The organism is Salinivibrio sp. IB282 (assembly GCF_001995685.1).
Classification (GTDB): Bacteria; Pseudomonadota; Gammaproteobacteria; order Enterobacterales; family Vibrionaceae; genus Salinivibrio; species Salinivibrio kushneri.
The window spans coordinates 1-17,623 of the sequence record NZ_MUET01000061.1 but is presented as its reverse complement, the minus strand read 5'-3'; the positions used below and the strand labels follow the sequence as shown (position 1 = coordinate 17,623).

At 49.7% G+C, this 17,623-nt stretch carries 22 protein-coding genes; 6 read left to right on the top strand and 16 right to left on the bottom strand.

Annotated features, from left to right (window positions below; all coding sequences use genetic code 11):
- The 5 genes from BZG14_RS11835 to BZG14_RS11815 form a co-directional block, all read right to left on the bottom strand.
- On the bottom strand, positions 1 to 281 hold a 281-nt coding region (locus tag BZG14_RS11835), incomplete at its 3' end, for a helix-turn-helix domain-containing protein (RefSeq protein ID WP_131825183.1).
- A 148-nt stretch (positions 282 to 429) separates the two neighbouring features.
- Positions 430 to 645, bottom strand: coding sequence for a VF530 family DNA-binding protein (locus BZG14_RS11830; RefSeq protein ID WP_077608818.1), 216 nt, complete (start codon positions 643 to 645; stop codon positions 430 to 432).
- Positions 646 to 744: 99 nt separating this feature from the next.
- Positions 745 to 1,302 (bottom strand): GNAT family N-acetyltransferase, encoded by a 558-nt coding sequence (locus BZG14_RS11825; RefSeq protein WP_241824666.1) that lies wholly within the window; start codon positions 1,300 to 1,302, stop codon positions 745 to 747.
- On the bottom strand, positions 1,295 to 1,816 hold the full coding sequence (locus tag BZG14_RS11820) for a GNAT family N-acetyltransferase (RefSeq protein WP_077608817.1): 522 nt from the start codon (positions 1,814 to 1,816) through the stop codon (positions 1,295 to 1,297). The genes BZG14_RS11825 and BZG14_RS11820 overlap by 8 nt, the downstream gene beginning before the upstream one ends.
- Positions 1,817 to 1,896: 80 nt before the next feature.
- Positions 1,897 to 2,484 (bottom strand): GNAT family N-acetyltransferase, encoded by a 588-nt coding sequence (locus BZG14_RS11815; RefSeq protein ID WP_077486170.1) that lies wholly within the window; start codon positions 2,482 to 2,484, stop codon positions 1,897 to 1,899.
- A gap of 209 nt (positions 2,485 to 2,693) precedes the next feature.
- On the opposite strand from BZG14_RS11815, the gene BZG14_RS11810 reads away from it, so the two are divergent.
- Positions 2,694 to 3,338, top strand: a complete 645-nt coding sequence (locus tag BZG14_RS11810) for an NAD(P)-dependent oxidoreductase (protein ID WP_077608816.1) — start codon at positions 2,694 to 2,696, stop codon at positions 3,336 to 3,338.
- A 59-nt stretch (positions 3,339 to 3,397) separates the two neighbouring features.
- On the opposite strand, the gene lhgO is transcribed toward BZG14_RS11810, so the two are convergent.
- From lhgO to BZG14_RS11790, 4 genes are all read right to left on the bottom strand, one after another.
- Positions 3,398 to 4,633: an L-2-hydroxyglutarate oxidase gene (gene lhgO, locus BZG14_RS11805; protein WP_077486342.1), complete on the bottom strand. Its 1,236-nt coding sequence runs from the start codon at positions 4,631 to 4,633 to the stop codon at positions 3,398 to 3,400.
- A gap of 7 nt (positions 4,634 to 4,640) precedes the next feature.
- Complete coding sequence (locus BZG14_RS11800; RefSeq protein ID WP_077608815.1) at positions 4,641 to 6,794, bottom strand: TRAP transporter permease; 2,154 nt, start codon at positions 6,792 to 6,794, stop codon at positions 4,641 to 4,643.
- An 83-nt stretch (positions 6,795 to 6,877) separates the two neighbouring features.
- On the bottom strand, positions 6,878 to 7,888 hold the full coding sequence (locus tag BZG14_RS11795; protein ID WP_077522253.1) for a TAXI family TRAP transporter solute-binding subunit: 1,011 nt from the start codon (positions 7,886 to 7,888) through the stop codon (positions 6,878 to 6,880).
- Positions 7,889 to 8,181: 293 nt separating this feature from the next.
- Entirely contained in the window at positions 8,182 to 9,531 is a 1,350-nt protein-coding gene (locus tag BZG14_RS11790) for a sigma-54-dependent transcriptional regulator (protein WP_077608814.1), read from the bottom strand.
- 193 nt (positions 9,532 to 9,724) lie between these two features.
- Here BZG14_RS11790 and BZG14_RS11785 point away from each other — a divergent pair, with 193 nt between their 5' ends.
- The gene (locus tag BZG14_RS11785) at positions 9,725 to 11,866 is read left to right on the top strand and encodes an ATP-binding protein (RefSeq protein ID WP_443508977.1); all 2,142 of its coding nucleotides are present in this window, start codon (positions 9,725 to 9,727) and stop codon (positions 11,864 to 11,866) included.
- Positions 11,867 to 11,918: 52 nt separating this feature from the next.
- Here the strand turns inward: BZG14_RS11785 and BZG14_RS11780 are convergent, their stop codons facing one another.
- The 3 genes from BZG14_RS11780 to BZG14_RS11770 form a co-directional block, all read right to left on the bottom strand.
- Positions 11,919 to 12,641 carry a hypothetical protein gene (locus BZG14_RS11780; protein WP_077608812.1) on the bottom strand — a complete coding sequence of 241 codons (723 nt, stop codon included), beginning with the start codon at positions 12,639 to 12,641 and terminating at the stop codon, positions 11,919 to 11,921.
- Positions 12,642 to 12,733: 92 nt separating this feature from the next.
- Entirely contained in the window at positions 12,734 to 13,273 is a 540-nt protein-coding gene (locus BZG14_RS11775) for a GNAT family N-acetyltransferase (protein ID WP_443508973.1), read from the bottom strand.
- 157 nt (positions 13,274 to 13,430) lie between these two features.
- Positions 13,431 to 13,859: an organic hydroperoxide resistance protein gene (locus BZG14_RS11770; RefSeq protein WP_077486335.1), complete on the bottom strand. Its 429-nt coding sequence runs from the start codon at positions 13,857 to 13,859 to the stop codon at positions 13,431 to 13,433.
- 174 nt (positions 13,860 to 14,033) lie between these two features.
- Here BZG14_RS11770 and BZG14_RS11765 point away from each other — a divergent pair, with 174 nt between their 5' ends.
- The 4 genes from BZG14_RS11765 to BZG14_RS11750 all read left to right on the top strand — a co-directional run bounded on the left by BZG14_RS11765 (position 14,034) and on the right by BZG14_RS11750 (position 16,101).
- A complete protein-coding gene (locus BZG14_RS11765; protein WP_077486334.1) occupies positions 14,034 to 14,477 on the top strand; it encodes a MarR family winged helix-turn-helix transcriptional regulator in 444 nt (147 codons plus the stop codon).
- 117 nt (positions 14,478 to 14,594) lie between these two features.
- The gene (locus BZG14_RS11760) at positions 14,595 to 14,831 is read left to right on the top strand and encodes an RNA recognition motif domain-containing protein (RefSeq protein WP_021023687.1); all 237 of its coding nucleotides are present in this window, start codon (positions 14,595 to 14,597) and stop codon (positions 14,829 to 14,831) included.
- Between the two features lie 194 nt (positions 14,832 to 15,025).
- Positions 15,026 to 15,277: a hypothetical protein gene (locus BZG14_RS11755; protein WP_077486333.1), complete on the top strand. Its 252-nt coding sequence runs from the start codon at positions 15,026 to 15,028 to the stop codon at positions 15,275 to 15,277.
- Positions 15,274 to 16,101, top strand: coding sequence for a TauD/TfdA dioxygenase family protein (locus tag BZG14_RS11750; protein WP_077608811.1), 828 nt, complete (start codon positions 15,274 to 15,276; stop codon positions 16,099 to 16,101). Before BZG14_RS11755 ends, BZG14_RS11750 begins: the two co-directional genes overlap by 4 nt.
- A 13-nt stretch (positions 16,102 to 16,114) precedes the next feature.
- Here BZG14_RS11750 and BZG14_RS15595 read toward each other — a convergent pair whose 3' ends face one another.
- The 4 genes from BZG14_RS15595 to BZG14_RS15590 form a co-directional block, all read right to left on the bottom strand.
- The gene (locus BZG14_RS15595; protein ID WP_077608810.1) at positions 16,115 to 16,306 is read right to left on the bottom strand and encodes a hypothetical protein; all 192 of its coding nucleotides are present in this window, start codon (positions 16,304 to 16,306) and stop codon (positions 16,115 to 16,117) included.
- A gap of 62 nt (positions 16,307 to 16,368) precedes the next feature.
- Entirely contained in the window at positions 16,369 to 16,848 is a 480-nt protein-coding gene (locus BZG14_RS11740) for a GNAT family N-acetyltransferase (RefSeq protein ID WP_077608809.1), read from the bottom strand.
- A gap of 62 nt (positions 16,849 to 16,910) precedes the next feature.
- A complete protein-coding gene (locus tag BZG14_RS11735; protein WP_077608808.1) occupies positions 16,911 to 17,186 on the bottom strand; it encodes a putative quinol monooxygenase in 276 nt (91 codons plus the stop codon).
- Positions 17,187 to 17,296: 110 nt separating this feature from the next.
- Positions 17,297 to 17,623: hypothetical protein (locus BZG14_RS15590; RefSeq protein ID WP_198532058.1), on the bottom strand; the 327-nt coding region annotated here is incomplete at its 5' end.

Here is a 17,623-nt window from a genome sequence, read left to right as displayed (position 1 = left end):
ACCACATAGCGCGTCAAATGAGAATAAAACCCGCCGAGGGCGCGGACGCGCTTGGTAATCGCTCTTTCCTCTGGACTCATTGAAGTATCTGCCTGCATGTCTGTCTCCTTTTGCAAATCACTAATGTCGATATCAAACACAGCAGCCAACGATTTCAGCGACTCCAATCCGGGTTTGTGGCCGCGCTCGATACGTTGAATCGTTCGAACACTGAGCCCACTAAATTGTGCTAATTGGTCTTGCGACCACCCTTTTTGAACTCTGAGTGCTTTCACGTTCATCCTTGCTCCTTTGTGCTCTTCCCTATCGACACTATGCAAAATGGGGGCGACATTACCACGACAGCGCCACGACACCTTAACGACAGTTATTTAAAATCAAACATTTACAAAGACATCCCGCCCGGCGAACAATCCACGTATTTCACCCTTAACAAAAGGTATCAATATACAAGGCTTCGGCCTTATCTCGCGCCCACTGCGTTTTACGCAAAAATTTCAATGATGATTTGATCGAAGGATCGTTAGAAAAACAGTTCACATTGATGTGTTGGTAAAGGCCTGGCCAACCATAGTGTTCAACCAAACGGGTCAATATGGTTTGTAGGGTTAACCCGTGCAGCGGGTTATTAGGTTGTGTATCCATAGAGTTCTCAGCAACTCGAGCACGCGCTCGTCAATAAAAGCGCTACTCTACGTGACGATATTGCAAAACGCGAGATCAACTGATCTACTCAGTCTTATTTCATTCCGCCACTTTGGCGTATACGACAGTGCTAGAAATCGCACCGCTCGGCAGAATACGGTCATTGATAAGTATCGCCTCTTGGTGATACCCACAGCGCTCGGCTACCGCGCGGCTGCGGGTATTTTCGTAGGCAGTTTTGATTTCAACTCGCTTGGCATTAAGGCCATCAAACGCGTWCTGCTCTAGCGTTCGCACTGCTTCACTCATATAGCCAAGGCCTTCTTTGGAGCTCCGCAGCCAATAGCCTATTTCAAAATAAGGAATCGCGATGTTGCGGATAATTAAGCTGATCACACCCACCAATTGCCCCGTCGATTTTTCAAAAATCGAGTAGCGTAGCTCATTAATAAACATGTCGAAGTCATCAATCGCTTGTTGGGTGTTTTCAATCGAGCTCGATTCGGTCAGCGCGTGCGGAAGCCAATCCATAAAAGGAGCAAGGGTGTGCTGACTTTCCAATACGGCTTCTAAAATGAAAGGCTGATGGGCCATGTTGGGCGCCACTAGCAACAGACGGTCACTGTCCAGTTGGTCCACGCGCGGGGAATCATCCATTAATAACCACCCAGTACCGCGCCAATGGTTCATTAAACACTTCACCATCGATGATGTTTTCTAACATGCCGCCATTGGCTTCAATCACTTTGCGCGATGCCATGTTGTCTTCATTCGCGGTAATTAGGGCGCGAGTGATCCCTAGCTCTCTCGCCTTGGGCAGTGCTAAGGCTAACATTTGCTTGCCACATCCGCGTCCACGATATGACGGCGCAATATCGTAACCAATGTGTCCGGCTTCTTGGGTTAGAAATGGCGTATTGATGTGATGACGGATCCGAATCGCGCCAATGATTTGTTGCTCAGCATCAAGCAGCCAAAAATGACTACACGGCACATAACCTTTAAGAAGGTTTTTACCCAATGACTCATCCGTTAACCGCGTCACGTAAGTGGGGAAATCATCTTTTCCCGGCCGATAGTAATCGGCATTGTCGGGATCAAACTGAGCAAAATCATCATAAAAGCGCGTAAAGGCTGCTTGGTGATTGAGTGTGGGGACGACTAATTCCATGTGCTTGTTCCAATTCCTGTCATAGAACTAGGCTATCTCATTGATATTGAAAAATAAACATCCTTGTCTCTCTTGTTGTTTTAGTTCAGCGCCTTGACCATGGTGGTGGCGCCTGAAAAGCCGACTAACCATTTTAGGTGAGGAAAACGCTCTTCTTTGGTAGCGACAAAGCCCTTGGCTTGATAAAGCTTGCGGGCTCTGGGGTTGCTATTAATGACATCTAATCGAACGCTTTCAAAGCCATGCGCTTGGGCACAATCCATAATAGCATCCAACAATTGGGAGCCAATCCCCTGCCCGCGCACAGCGCTATCAACAGCAATGCCATCCATCACCAATTCATTGGGTGCCGCTTTACGCTCAAACAGCGCCAATATCGCGCAGGCCCAAGCTCCTTTGATGACCCCCAAACTATCGATCAACTGTTTCGCGTCCATGCCCTGTGTCAGTGCGCCGGTTTGAGTTTGAAACCCAGCCAACCCCACCACCTTGCCGTTTTGCATAGCGGCAAACGAAAAGTTTGGGACAAAACACTGAGACAATACCGCTACGCGCGCTGCCTGATTAGGGATTGCCCGTGCGAACTTCATCCCAAACGCCTGCTCATACAACTCAGCGACGTTTTGTGCTTGCTCAAGCGGCCATCCCTGCCGGATCGCTATCTCCATTGGCTCCCCTCAGTCTTCTTCAATAAAAACACCCACACATTTATCTTGACGTAAAGATTTTTAATAACTATCTTTATATAAAGATAAATAATTAATCATAACTTAATCAGTTCAGCATGGTTTAACCACAAGCGTATGACAGCCACCCTTTTTACTGGCTATTGCGCGGCATAAGGACACACAGGAGTCATAACATGGAGACTAACACAATGAATATAATCGTATTTGGTGCCACGGGCGATATTGGCAGTCGAATTGTGTCGGAAGCGTTGCAACGCGGCCATAAGGTCACGGCAATGACACGTAACGAGGCAGCATTCAGCAAGCTACCCGACGCCGTAACGCCTGTCGCCGCCAATTTGAACGATGCAGGCAAGGTGGCATCGGTAATGGCTGGTCATGATCTTGCCATTACGGCGTTACGTCCATCGACAGGCGAAGAAGCGCAATTACCGGTGTTAACACAAGCGGTCGTCCAAGGCGCAGCTCACCATCAAATGCGCGTTCTGATTGTCGGCGGTGCCGCTCGACTGATGATTCCGGGCACTGACGGTGAAACCGTGTTAAATGCAGAGGGCTTTCTTCCCGACTCAGCCATTGAGATTGCACGCGCTTGCCAAGTGCAATATGAGCAGTGCCTCGCCAGCCAAGACGTGATTTGGAGTTACCTCTCGCCTGCCGCCATGATCGCACCTGGTACTCGCACCGGTCAGTACACATTGGGGACAGACACCTTAGTGACAGATAGCAACGGACAATCTCGCGTTTCAATGGAAGACTTCGCGGTCGCTATGCTTGATGAAGCCGAAACCCCTAAGCACCTGCAACAAGCGTTTACTGTGGGTTACCAATAATCAAAGCAAAAGCCAGCGACCGAGTGTAGGCGCTGGCTTTCACTTTCCGATATGTAGCGCTAATCAGCATCATCGCTGAGCCAGTGTTGTTTTTCCCTCACCTTGTCACAAATGTATTCACCAATCGGCATCGCAGAGGTCGCTGCTGGCGATGGCGCATTGCACACGTGTAAACTCCGCGCACTTTCGGCAAACAGAAAGTCATGGACCAATTTGCCGTCATTTAGCACGGCTTGAGCACGGATCCCCGCAGGATAAGGCTTCAAATCCTTAGCTTTGATTGTCGGGCAGTATTTATTTACTTGTTTGACGTAGCCCGGCTTCCACCACGAGTTTTTCAGCTCGACCAACCCGGTTTTAAGATTATTGAGGGTGACTTTCCAAAACCCAGCAAAGGTCAGCATTTGCCAGGTGTCTTTTAGACTGACATTCACCTTGCCATAGCCTTCACGCTTCCAACCTTGCACAGCGTTAGGTCCCACCGTAATAGAGCCGTCTATCATCCGCGTGAGATGAACGCCTAAAAAAGGTAAATCGGGATCGGGAATCGGATAGATAAGGTGATTCACAAAGCCTTGGTACTGGCTCGCAAGTTGATAGTACTCACCGCGATAAGGGATAATTTGAAACGCGGTTGGGATCCCCATCATTTGGGTCATTCTATCTGCCATCAACCCACTACATGTCACCACAAACTGACAATGAATCGTTAGCGGCTCCCCGCTTGCTTGGCAATGGAGAGTGACTTGTTCAGCCGCTTCACTGGCCCCAATCACTTCTGTACTGAGTTGGGTGACACCGCCGAGCGCTTCAAACTCACACACCATTTGCTCAGTCACCCGCCGATAGTCAACAATGCTGGTCGCGCGAACCGCTATGGCACCCAAGCCTTTAACATTCGGCTCTTCAGCATGAAGCTCCGCCGCATCCAGCCAGCGCACGTCGATATCATTGGTTAAGCATCGCTCATAGAGCGCTCGCATCCGAGCCATCTCTTGCTCGTTGGTGGCGACCAATAGTTTGCCACAGTTTTCGACTGCAATATCGTGCTTGGCACAAAATTCAATGGTCAGCGCCGCTCCTCGTTTACAGAAATCGGCTTTTAAACTGCCTGGTGGATAATAGACACCCGCGTGGATCACGCCACTGTTATGCCCGGTTTGATGCTGGGCAACGCTTGCCTCTTTTTCCACCAGCAATACGGAGCAGCCTGGGTATCGCTGCTTTAATTGCCAGGCTGTGGATGCGCCAACAATACCACCACCGACAATCACATAATCATAAACAGATTTCATATACGCCTCATGACACTGGCAGCTGAGATTGTTGCAACTGATACTTGCGCCCACTGTATACAAACAGGCCAACAAACCCAACGACGCTCAACAAACGAAGCCATAGCGGAATATCGTGCCACACTAACAAGGCACCAATCATTAATAAGCAAAGGCGGCTTAGCCAGTTAATCGGGCCTTCAAGATACCCTTCAATCGCGCCAATTAAGGCATACGTGCCAATAATGGCAAAAAAGCCAACCTCTAACACCGAGGCGATATCCCAGCTAACCAGGCTGGTATAAGCAATGAGCAAAGGAACAAGATACAAGCCTTTGGCAATTTTCCATGCCATCAGCCCCGTGCGCATCGGCGGCGTTTTGGCAATGGTGGCCGCCGCAAATGCCGTCAAACAAAACGGCGGGGTCACATTACTGTCTTGCGATAACCAAAAAATAATCAAGTGGGCGGCGAGCAGAGCCAAACTGACCGTCTCCAGCCCTAAGCTTTGCTCTAACAAGGTTTCCATAAAGTCAGCTGGCACTAAGGCGACCATTTGCTTGGCGGTTTCCATGGTCATCGGCGCATTTAAAAGATCGAGTTTGTCTGGTGCCGCCAACATAAATATTGCCTTGGCTTGCTCAGGAAGCTGGCCTGATACCAGCAGCTCCAACAATTGGTTTTCAGCGATAAGCTTATACAGAGCAGGTGCCGACAAGGTGCCCAGTACGATATAGGCAGCGGTCACTGGTAATCCCATCCCTAACACTAACGAGGCGATAGCAATTAGCACCAGCATCATAAACAGATCACCGTTCGCCCAACCATCAATCATCAACGAGAAAGTATTACCGATACCCGTGGTGCTGATCACATTCACCACCAAACCAATGCCCACGAGCAAGATAGCGGTGGTGGCCATATTTTTTGCCCCTTGCGACAAGGCCTCGATGATCGCTTTCGGACCCATCCGGTGCTCTTTGGAAAACCAGGAAGCGAAAATGACAGACATAATCGAAATACCCGCAGCATAGGTGGGCGTGAAGCCTTTAATCAACAAGGTGACAAGCACCGCAAGCGGGATCAGGTTATGCCAACCACGGAGGAGCACCATCAATAAAGAGTCCTCGGTGGTAACAATCTTTTGCACGCCGCTGCGCTTTGCTTCAATGCGCACAAAAAAGCCCACCGAAAGAAAGTAAATCAATGCCGGTACTAATGACACGGCAATAATGTCAACGTAAGGAATTTGGGTGTACGAGGCCATGATAAACGCCCCCGCCCCCATTACGGGTGGCATTAATTGCCCCCCAGTTGAAGCCGATGCTTCGACACCAGCAGCAAAGCGCGACGGAAAACCGGCTTTTTGCATTAAAGGAATACTGATCACCCCAGTCGATACGGTATTCGCTACGCTCGAGCCTGACACTGACCCCATTAACCCAGAGCCAATCACCGCAATAAAGCCCGGCCCGCCAATAATCTTACCCGCGGCCGCACGCGCCACATTGATGATGTAATCCCCAACTCCAGAGCGAACAAGAAAGGCGCCAAATAAGATGAACATGAACACGAACGTCCAGCTAATTCGAGTGATCGCGCCAAACATCCCCTCCGAGGAGTAGTAACTGCGATATAACAGGGTTTCTAGGCTCAAGCCGGGAAAGTGAAAGATCCCTGACGCCCACTCGCCCCACAGCACGACATAGCTCAAGCACACCATAATCAAAATGGGAATAAACCACCCCATGGTACGACGAATCAGCTCCACCACAATCACAATGGCTAAGCTGGCGAATACCCAATCAGCAGTAACAAATTTTACCCCACGCGCGTATAGCGCATCTTCGGCATAAGGGATATACAGCAGACAAGCCACTGCACCTAACGCGATAAAAATATCGACCGCCAGCGCTAGTTTATTCCGCTTCAAAGAGATATGTGCCGGGTACCATAGCGCACAAATCACCGCAAACCCCGCAAAGTGGGTCGCCGAAATCCACAACTCCGGAAGCGTTGATAAGGTGTTAAACCAAATGTGCAACACAGACAACACCACGCCCAGCACAGTGATGGTGGTGGTCACCCACGGAAAGTCATCGCGTGTGGGCAATTCAAATTTCTCCAACGCTGTTTCATCTGGCTCTTGCTCAACTGACTGATGCTTAACTGGCTCGCTCATCCCTTTACTCCAAGCAGTGTCTGTGTTTTCATGCAACCTTTGATCTCGATAAGCGCTCCGAGCCATCCCGGAGCGCTATCGCGTTATTCCATTACCAGTTCAGACGGGATGTCGATACCCACTTCTTGATAGTAACGTGCTGCACCTGGATGGAGCGGCACAGGCAAACCGGCGATGGCTTTCTCAATGGCCATGGCTTTAGTGGCCTTATGAATGCCCTGAAGGAAAGACAGATTCTCATAAATAGCCTTGGTGAGCTGATACACATCCTCATCGGAGAGATCTTTGCGCACGGCCAAGAAGTTAGGTTGGGCAATGGTGGTGACTGGCTTATCTAGCTCAGGGTACGTGTTGGCAGGAATTTCGTACTTAGTCCAAAGGTTGTATTTACCGTTAGCCGCTTTGATTTGTTCGTCAGTAAAAGACAAGATGGAAATGTCATTCCCCAATGCCGCGAACGCTTGAGTAACCGCACCAACCGGCACACCGGCTGGGGTGTTCATACCATCAATGGTGCCATTTTGTAGTGCACTGGCACTGCCGCCATAACCCATGTAAGCCAAATTAAAGGATTCCGGCTCCACGCCTAGTCCTTTCATAATCTGACGACCTGAGTTCTCGGTCCCTGAGTTTTTCTTACCGATAGAAAACTTCTCACCCGCAAGGTTGTTTAAATCACTCACGGTACCGGTTTCTGCCAGCTCACTGCGCACAATAAAGTGCTCAACGTTTTGCCAAAGCATAGACACTGAGCGCAGTTGATCTTGGCGGCCACTTTCTGCATACGGCCCCTCGCCGGACCAGGCCCACGCACCATACAAGCCCTGTAAAATCGCAAATTGCGCTTCGTCTTCATTGAGCAGTTTCACGTTCTCACCTGAACCAGCAGAGCTGATTGCCGATAGCGAAAAATGATGCTTAGGCGCCAGCTTGACCTTACTCAGCGTCGCCAGCGCGACACCAACAGGATAGTAAGTGCCACCAGTAGAGGCCGTTGCGAGGATGTAGCTTCTGTCTTCTGCGACCGCGGTGGAGGCGACGCTAAATGAGGCCACGGCAAACGTCAGTGCTTTAAATAGCTTATTGATTTTCATTGTTACTCTCCATGTAGGGCTGCGTTATTGGTTTACACAAATTAAACGGTTTGTTAACAGCAACACATGGATAGCAAAGAGAGTGCCAATAGTTAAATTATTGTTAATAATAGAATTGTTAGGAGAGTTCATCGATAATGAGCAAAATTTTTCTTATTTCCCGCTCAGCTAGTAAGCAAAATCTTGCTCACAGTGCCGCTTCAATAAGCAGTTGACCGTCACAAAACGTAAACAAAGTGTGATCGCGGAGCGCTTGCTGGCGAAATAGTACTGAGCAATTTTTTGCCGATGCACTAAGTGTAATCTGCGCGGTTGAGCCCAAACTTCTTCATCTTTTGGTTCAAGGTACGGCGAGGTAAATCGAGCGCCAACATCACTTCATGAATACGCCCTTGGTGTGCCACCAAGCATTCGTGTAGTACCTTGCGTTCAAAGTTATGTAGCTGGATTAAAAGCGGAACATCCGATTGAACGGCTTCCATGGTCGATGAAGGGCGATTGGACAGTATTTCCATCACTGAAATACCATCATCCAAGGCAAACCGTACTGCGACGTTGCGCAGCTCACGAATATTACCTGGCCAGGAATAAGACAAAATGGCGTGCCGATCCGCCTCACTGGCCAGGCGTGTCTCCGGGTTGGTCTGACGGGTAAAGTGCTCAAACAAGATCAACGCATCATCTTCACGTTCTCTTAAGGATGGAAGGTGGATTTGTGCCACATTCAAACGGTAGTACAAATCTTGTCGGAAGGTTTCATGGTCATTGAGGTCGGCTTTAGCAGCGGCAATCACCCGCGTATCGATCGCTATCGACTGGTTCCCTCCCACTCTTTCAATGGTGTGCTCTTGAAGCGCGCGCAGCACTTTCACCTGCATGCTTGCCGGCATGCTCTCGACTTCGTCAAAAAACAAGGTGCCTTTGTGTGCGTATTCGAACTTACCAATACGACGCTGATTGGCACCGGTAAACGCCCCTGACTCATGACCAAACAACTCACTTTCAAATAAGTTTTCCGGGATAGCGCCGCAGTTTATCGGCACAAAACGCTGGCCTTGTCGCGCACTTTCATTGTGTAAACTGGTTGCCACCAGCTCTTTGCCACACCCCGTTTCCCCATAAATGATCACATTGGTGTCGATACGCGCCAGCTTTGCCACCTGCTCACGAAGTTGTTGCATCACTCGGCTTTGGCCAATCAGCACCTTCTCCAATCCGCTAATACGCGATAAATAGGCTTGTCGCTCTTGCGTCGAGGCATGCTGGCGATAGCTGTCGACGGCCTCGGTCACGCGCTGATACAAACGCTCGGGTTCAAAAGGCTTTTCAATAAAATCAAACGCCCCGTTTTGCAACGCCCCTACGGCCATATCAACATCACCGTGTCCTGTAATAAACAGCACAGGTGTCGCGACCTGATGCTGGTCTAGCTCGGTAAGAATAGATAAGCCGTCAACATCCGGTAACTTGACGTCACTGACCACGGCATCAAACGGATACTGTAATACAGCTTGTAGCCCTGTTTGGCCCGTGCTGAATGACTCAACCTCAAAGCCTGCCAACTCTAACCACTGGCAGGTGGTGTGACGAACAATATCGTCATCTTCAATCAAGGCAATGCGCGGGAGTGTCTGTACCGTCATGAGGAAACCATCCGTGATAAGTGACTCATTACGGTAGCAAAAGCCACGCAGCAGAAAAGGAGCTAGCTCTCACTTTCTCATCACACTACTTTAACATTTTTGCTATTCACCGCAGTCTAAAGCGGAAGTCAGAGCAGAGCACACTATGCAGAATCATCACCGTACCCACCAAGACAGCAAGAGAACCTGGGCAATGCTGTTGCTCGCTGGGGTGTTGGTGCTTTTCTTTTATGGGATCAGCCGCGAAGCAGCCTATCAGGGATTAAGTGTGCAAACACACGCCGAGGTACAGAACAAGCTTTTAAACTATATCGGTGACGTTCGCCGTGCCTTAAAGCGCTTTTATCATCTGCCTTATTTGCTGACCAACCATCCTGATACCCTGGCAATTGTGAAAGGAGAGCGCCACGAGACCGCCGCCTTTCAAGTGAAACTGACACAGCTCGATAAAGCGGCCAATACCGAAGGCTGGACACTGCTCTCAACATCAGGTGACGTGCTCGCTTCTAGCCTAATTGATGAGCGCTTTAGCCGTCCCGACCGGTTGGCAATCGTCGAGCAAGTGCTACGTCAAGGTGAAGGCGTGTCATTGGTGAATAAAACCAAAGGCTATGGGCCGCTTTATTACCTCTCTGCTCCTGTTTTTGATGACCTCAACATCGCCGGCATTGTGGTAGTACAAATTGACCTTAGCTTCCTTACCGAGCAACCCATCGCCAGTGATGACCTCATTCTGCTGCAAAATCGGCAACAGCGGTTTTTCCTCTCAAGCAGCAGCCAATACAGTGCAGACTGGCTGAACGCAGCCCGACTGAATGCAGCCCAGCTGAACGCAGCCCGACTGAACGCAGCCCGACTGAACGCAGCCCGACTGAACGCAGCCCGACTGAACGGGTCACAAGCATCAACGCAAGACAATAAACAAACAGTGGAGAGACAAACACGCTACCTCTACGACAGCACCGCCATCAGCCAGTGGCGCTTCAATGCCACCCCGTTTTTGGGCCACACGGTAAAATTGGACGATCTTAAATGGTCAGTGAGTTACCTGACCCCCTATAAACCGATAAAAGACACCGCAAACCTGTTCGCATGGGGAGTGGCAGCCGTCCTACTTTTCGTCATTCTATTGTTGATCATCGGCCAACAACGGCAGCAGAAACACCGTCACCAGCAGCGAATTCAAAGCCTATTGCAAGAGTCGCAACGCCGACTGAAACAAATGATTGATAAAACCCAAGTCGGTTTATTGCTCATTGACGAACAAGGCTCGCTGTATGATCTTAACCCGATGGCCAAGCGGCTATTTGGCTTGCCTGAAAACAATCATCACCGCATTTTTGCTTGGGAGTTGTTTGATACCGGCAATCCACACTCCACCACCCTCACCTTGCTGAAAAATCTCGACAAGCACAATGAATTGGCTGAGCTCAATGCGGTTGAAACCATGGCACGTCGCAGCGACGGTAGCGTCTTTCCTGCGCTTTTCTCACTCACCCGTTTCCCTTGGCATGATGAGCAATACTACCTGGCGACGTTGATTGACATTAGCAAACGTAAAAAAGCGGAACAGTCACTGCAACAGATGAACCAAGCACTCACCGAGCGCGTGGAAGAGCGCACCCAAGCGCTGCAACAAGCACAAGCGCAACTGATTGAGACCAGCAAAATGGCCGCCTTAGGGAGAATGTCGAGTGCTATTACTCATGAGCTTAATCAGCCACTTACCGGCCTTCGCACCTTACTCACTACCAATACCTTGCTCGCTGAACGCGGCGAGATGGAAAAAGTTAAAACCAATAACCAGCTGGTGCAAAAGCTGATTGATCGTATGACCAATATGACCGGCCAACTCAAAACCTTCGCCTACAACAAACCGCACCACCTGCATGCCGTTTCTTTACGCGATGCCCTCAACGAAACCTTGCGTGTGTATCAAGCTCAGTTGGCAGACATTGATGTGCGGGTGCGTATGCCTCACGACACCCCCATGATACTCGGTGAAGGACAAAGGTTATTACAAATCCTAGGAAACTTGATATCTAACGCATGCGATGCGATGGCAAATACGGCTTCGCCGACTTTGGTGTTTGTGGTCACGCCCACCAAAAAGGCAGTCGAACTGACGGTGAGTGACAACGGCTGCGGGGCGTCAGAAGAGGCTTTGGAGACCATGTTCGAGCCGTTTGTCACCTCGAAGAAAATCGGTGAGGGACTTGGGTTAGGATTAGCAATCACCGCCAATAACGTGCGGGATATAAATGGTAAAATACGAGCTGCAGCCAACGCCCAAGACGGCCTGACCTTCACGCTTACTTTTCAGCCAGCATCATGATCATTAAACTACCAGACATAGCCCACTCGTGCCCACAATCAGGCTTGAACCTTTAAAACCGGTACCGGAGGCTGGCTAGGCCATAGTGAAGCCAAGAAAAGTTATAGACTTCATCGTTGTCCGCCCCGCCTTCTAGAGTGCGATAACCCAGAGCGCTATACCAGCCATCACCAAGGTGATACTCCAACATCAGCGCCGCATCAACCGCACGTCCCATGGGTGACCACGCGCCTTCCACATCCAAGATCAACGCCGCGCGATCGGATAGACGATATTGACCATAGCCATGCAGCAAGGGCACTACACCAACGTTGGATTTCGTTGCTTTTGTTTCACCTTGCGCGAGGGTGATTTCAGCATCTCTCACCAAGGCGGCGGCACCAACGCCCCACTGCCAAGGGCCTTGATCGTAAAACGTCCAGCGGTATGTCGCACGATAGGTATTGAATTGATAATCCGCATCAATCGCTTGCCCAGCGGCAAAGCGCTGATCTTGAAACTGGATGCTTTTTGACAGCGTGCCACGACCATCGACAGAGAGAGGCGCAAAGGTTAGGCGTACCGCGTGCTGGGGATTGAACTGATACGTGCCATAAAAACGCAAGTAAGGCGTTGCGGATCGGCCGGTTAAATCGGTCATATCAAAGCGAGTGCCAGTATCTCCGGGAATGCTGACATCATTTTTGCTAAACGTCACCCCGCCGGTTTCAACGCGAAAATCCAACCCTTGCGCATAAGCCCCCGTTGATAGCCCCCCGACAAACAACACACTCATGATTCGAGCTGTCTGTTGGCAAATCGTGTGCAAGTCTAAGCCTGCCCTAAGCCATTGTCGAGTATGGCCAAACGTTGTGGTTCTGCCCTTTCTCATTGCGCTTTGCCCTTATTATCGGCGTCAATCGCAGCATACATAATATGCTGAGGCCCTGCCGCGTCGCCCCAGTACAGCTCGCCTGTATCAGTAAAGCCGCCTTTTTGGTAACAGGCTTTAGCGGCCGGGTTTTGACAGTTCACAGTTAGATACACCCAATTGAAATCACGGTAAGCAACGGGCAAATACTCAAGCAAGGCTTTAACCGCACCGGTGCCTAGACCTTGCCCTTGATAACGCGCATCCACTACAAACATGCGCAGACCCAACGTCTTTGGCGGGCAAAAGTCATACTGAGACGCATAGTCGGTATCGAGTTTAAAAAAGCCTACCGTATTGCCCGCTCGTTTGATCACATGGCGGTGAATAGTCTCACTGTCCTCAGCAAGAAATTCGTCTGCGGTGCCCGCGAACTTTATTTGTTGGTCAGGTAACGATACCTGGCGAACACCCTCTATATCTGCATTCGTTAGCGGAGCGACGCTTATCTTGGTGAGCTTACTCGCAGTGACTTCTGGCATGCTAATTTTCATCATCCTTGTTATCGATATAGGGCTTGTACATAAGTGTTAGCAGTCAATGCTGAGCACTTCTAGTCAGGGAGCATCGAACAACGCGCTGCTCCCTTAAAGAGCGGATATAAAAAAGGGAGCCCTGCTACACAGCGCTCCCTATCATAGCGTGCCCGCTAGGTTAAATCACTGACAACTCAACCTTAATATTACCGCGGGTCGCATTAGAGTACGGGCATACTTGGTGCGCTTGCTCGACCAATGACTGCGCAGTGTCTTTATCCAGATCGCCAACAGATACTGCCAACTTCACGGCAATGCCAAAACCGCCATCAATGGGGCCAATCGACACTTCTGAGTTAATGTGGGTGTCTTCGGGCAAGGTGACGCCTGCTTTACCCGCCACCAAACGCAGCGCACCAATAAAACACGCCGCATAACCGGCGGCAAAAAGCTGCTCAGGGTTGGTGCCTTCGCCATCGTTTCCGCCCAAACCTTTAGGCGTGGAAAGCGCCACATCTAAACGTCCGTCATCAGATTTTGCAGATCCTTCGCGGCCTCCGGTAGCGGTGGCTTTTGCTGTATAGGCAACACTTTGTAGCTCTTTCATTTCACTCTCCTGTGTTTCAGTCCGCGTGCGGCTTTCTCGTACTCAGCAAGTACGGTGAAGCCCGCTTACATCAGATTTATTTTGCACGCAAAATACTAGATCGCATAACCCAGCATTGCAAATACTTTGCGCGCAAAATAAAATACTCACTAGACACACGGACAATGACAAGCCATGACCTATCCCCAATTGAAGCTCAATAGCCAAATCTGTCACCGCTTATACAAGGCCTCCAACGGTATTTCGCGCGCCTACCGAACCTGGCTGACCGAGCTTGATCTCACCTACCCGCAATATGTAGTGATGATGGCGCTGTGGGAAACTGACCGACTCGCGATCGCAAATCTGGTTGAGAAAACCGGCATTGATGGTGGCGCGATGACGCAGATTTTGAAAAAGATGGGCGATAAAGGCTTGCTCACCATAGTGAAAGACGAAGACGATAAGCGAAAGCGGTGGGTAACATTGACGGGCAAAGGCATTGAGCTGCAGCACCAAGCAGCGGAAATTCCTGAAAAGATTCGTTGTAAGTTTCCTAGCATTGATGATCAGCAAGCCCAGCAACTTATTGCGCTGCTGGATAAGATCAATCATGACTTAGGGGAAAGCGACGCATAAACGTCGGCTGAGCAGCACTCAAGGCTAACGTATCGATAAGAAAGCCAAACTATTACTTGGTCGTGGCATCCTTTACTGAGACAATCGGTGTTGTTACCTCGATATTAACGGACAATAATGAAACTTTTAGCTCGCAACCTTGCACGCACCACCACCGAACAAGAACTCCGTCAGCTGTTTTCTGAACACGGCGACGTCACCGACTGCAATCTGGTGCTGGATCAAGAGACTGGCGAATCCAAAGGCTTTGCTTTTGTGACCATGCCTGACGATGCCCAGGCCAACGCTGCAATTGCCGCACTGAACCTGGCCAGCGTTGCAAAGAGCAAAATCCGCGTGAAAATCGCGAACTAAGCAAAAAAAGGCCTTTGCACTTACATTGGCTGTGAGGCGGGAACGATAGCCAACACGATCACCCGTGTTGGCTTTTGTTTATGGTTGCCAAGCGTTAATAACGTAAAGCGTCATCAAACGATAGCTGATTGACAGCCTGCGCCCGGCTCGTCACTATCAAGCTTTCGGCATATAGTGACGCTCGGGCAATCAAAATGGCAAAACCGAATAAAAAAGGCCCCACCAAAACCATCGATATTTTCTGTAAACGCTGTAACGCACAACTGTTTAAATACCGAAAAGGTGGTAAAGGCGCTTTGGTGAAGTGCTTTAAAGAAAGGATTGTTGAGGATGCCACCACCACGCCGTGTCACTGCCCTCAGTGCCAACAGCCCTTTGCGCGTGACACCCTAATGCGAGGCACACCAGCCTACAAATTCATTGGCGGTAAGGTATGGTTCAAATGAAGATAACCCCTTTAGGCAATACGTTAGGGGCGCAAGTCGATAATATCGATTTATCCCAGCTGTCAGACACTGAGTTTGCGGCGCTATACCAAGCATTTTTACGCTACAAAGTGCTTTTCTTTCGCGAGCAGCCTCTCTCAACCAACGACCATGTCGCACTGGCAAAACGCTTTGGCGAGCTTGAGCCACCTCACCCGTTTTTCCCTCACCTGCCCGACAACAACCAAGTGGTCGTAATTGAAACCAGCCGCGGCAATCCACCCAGCCAAAGCTATTGGCACACCGACATGACATGGCAAGCGGTGCCGCCCAAATGCTCGGTTTTACACGCGCAATATGTGCCAGAACATGGCGGAGATACGATTTGGTGTGACATGGCAGCAGTATGGGCCGATCTAACCGAGGAAGAAAAAACCGAGCTACGCCAGCTCAACACCATTCACGCACTGCACGCCTTTGAAGGTAGCCGTTACGATCATCAAGACACCGACGGCCAGAGTGTGGTTTCGAAACGCGCTCAAGACTACCCGCCTATTCGCCGTGCCATGGTACAGACCCACCCTGAAACCGGCCAAGAAGTGCTATTTATTAACGAGCAATTTACTCGCGCGATTGCCGAGTGGCCAGAGGCTGATAGCCAACAACGGCTGGCGACACTGTTTAGTCAAGCACGCCAATCGAAATATCACGTTCGTTTTCGCTGGCAAAAGCATTCGGTGGCGATCTGGGATAATCGCGCCACCCAACACTACGCAGTAACCGATTATGGCGACACGCCCAGACGATTGCACCGCGTCACGGTTCAGGGTGACAGTGCTCAGTAACACCTAACGGCGCTCAGGTACGGGTATATTCATATAGATTATTGCTATGCCCATAAAGCATGATTTGGCTTTGCAGCCGAAACCCGAGCTTCTCGAGCATATAGCGTATAAACGACGCCTCATTAAGTAGCTCAACAGTAAACAACGCATCGTCGAGTGTAAACTGTCGCACATTAAGCCTTTTTAACTGGCATATCAGTGTCATAAGCCACTAGCCTACTGAAACATTCTATCGCGCCATAATCGCATATTGGCGCGAATAAGTATCTACGCCGGCAACCAACACTGATAAAAATCAGTCTTCGCATGTTTGGGGTTAGCGCGAACAAATTCCCAGCCGTGCTGGCGATAAAAGGTTAGCGCGCGATGGTTATCACGGCTCACAGAAAGCATTGCTCGCCGACACCCCGCGTTTGTTAAGGTGGTTTCGATATAGCGCTGCAGCAAAGGAGCTAACCCTCGGCCACGAAAGGCAGGTGCAAGGTAGATGAGATGCACATAACCAGTCTCAGGCTCTGGCGACGTGCTGCGAAATTCAAGCTGCCCAGCCCATTCTCCATCGACAAAAATATGCCGATAAAACCACTCGGGCTGATTCATGCGTTCACTCACCCGTTCATAATAGCCAGCCAGGAATTCTTCAAACCCCGCATCGGATCCAAAGCTACACACAAAAGCGYCCCGACGTGCAGCCACGCAATAAGCAAAATCGGTTTCAAGATTGATGGGACAGAAAGTCAGGTGCATGGGTGTGTCCTTACGCTTTAGCGGCTATGCGCGATAAATAACGCTGGTATTCAACCCAGGCTCTATTCGCTGATCTGATAGTGACGCGTGACATTTTTCGTAACCGCTCCCCAATAGGATGATTTAACCCTCTCTTGGTGCTTATCAAAAGCTGAGCGATCGGTAAACTCTTCATAAACATCAAATCGCAGCGGATTCTCCGAATGTTGCTGAACCTTAAAGACCAAGCAACCCGGCTCTTCCAACGTCAACTTTTCATGATTAACAAGCTCTCGCGTCACGGCCTGAAGATCAGCGTCTGGCACGAGAATAAAACCTTCTAGAATGACTTTTGACATATAGTTTATTTTTTGAACACTTCAGTAAGTTGAGAAAACGCTCACTGCCTAAACAGTTAAACACTCGTCAAATAGAGCGGTACAACTCCAGTTAGCGCCCATTTAAATTACTAGATCTTTCTCCAATCACTTTTATTTTTTGCTTTTCTGGCAAAACTCGAGCCCCGGCTTCTTCTGTCTGGATCTAAAGCCTCTATTTCAGCGAGATAATTTTCTTCAACCTCCTCTCTTTCAGCATCGGTCAGCAATGGCAGATCCTCTCGACAAAAACGACATATAATAGCTTCTATTTGTACTTTTTCGGCGCAGACTGGACACGACCGTAATTTTTTCACCTTTCGCTGCTCTACTTCAACCAAAGCTCGCTTTGAGTTATTTGCAGTCGATGCAACAACACAAATTAATATAATTATTAAAATCACCCAAAACATCTTATC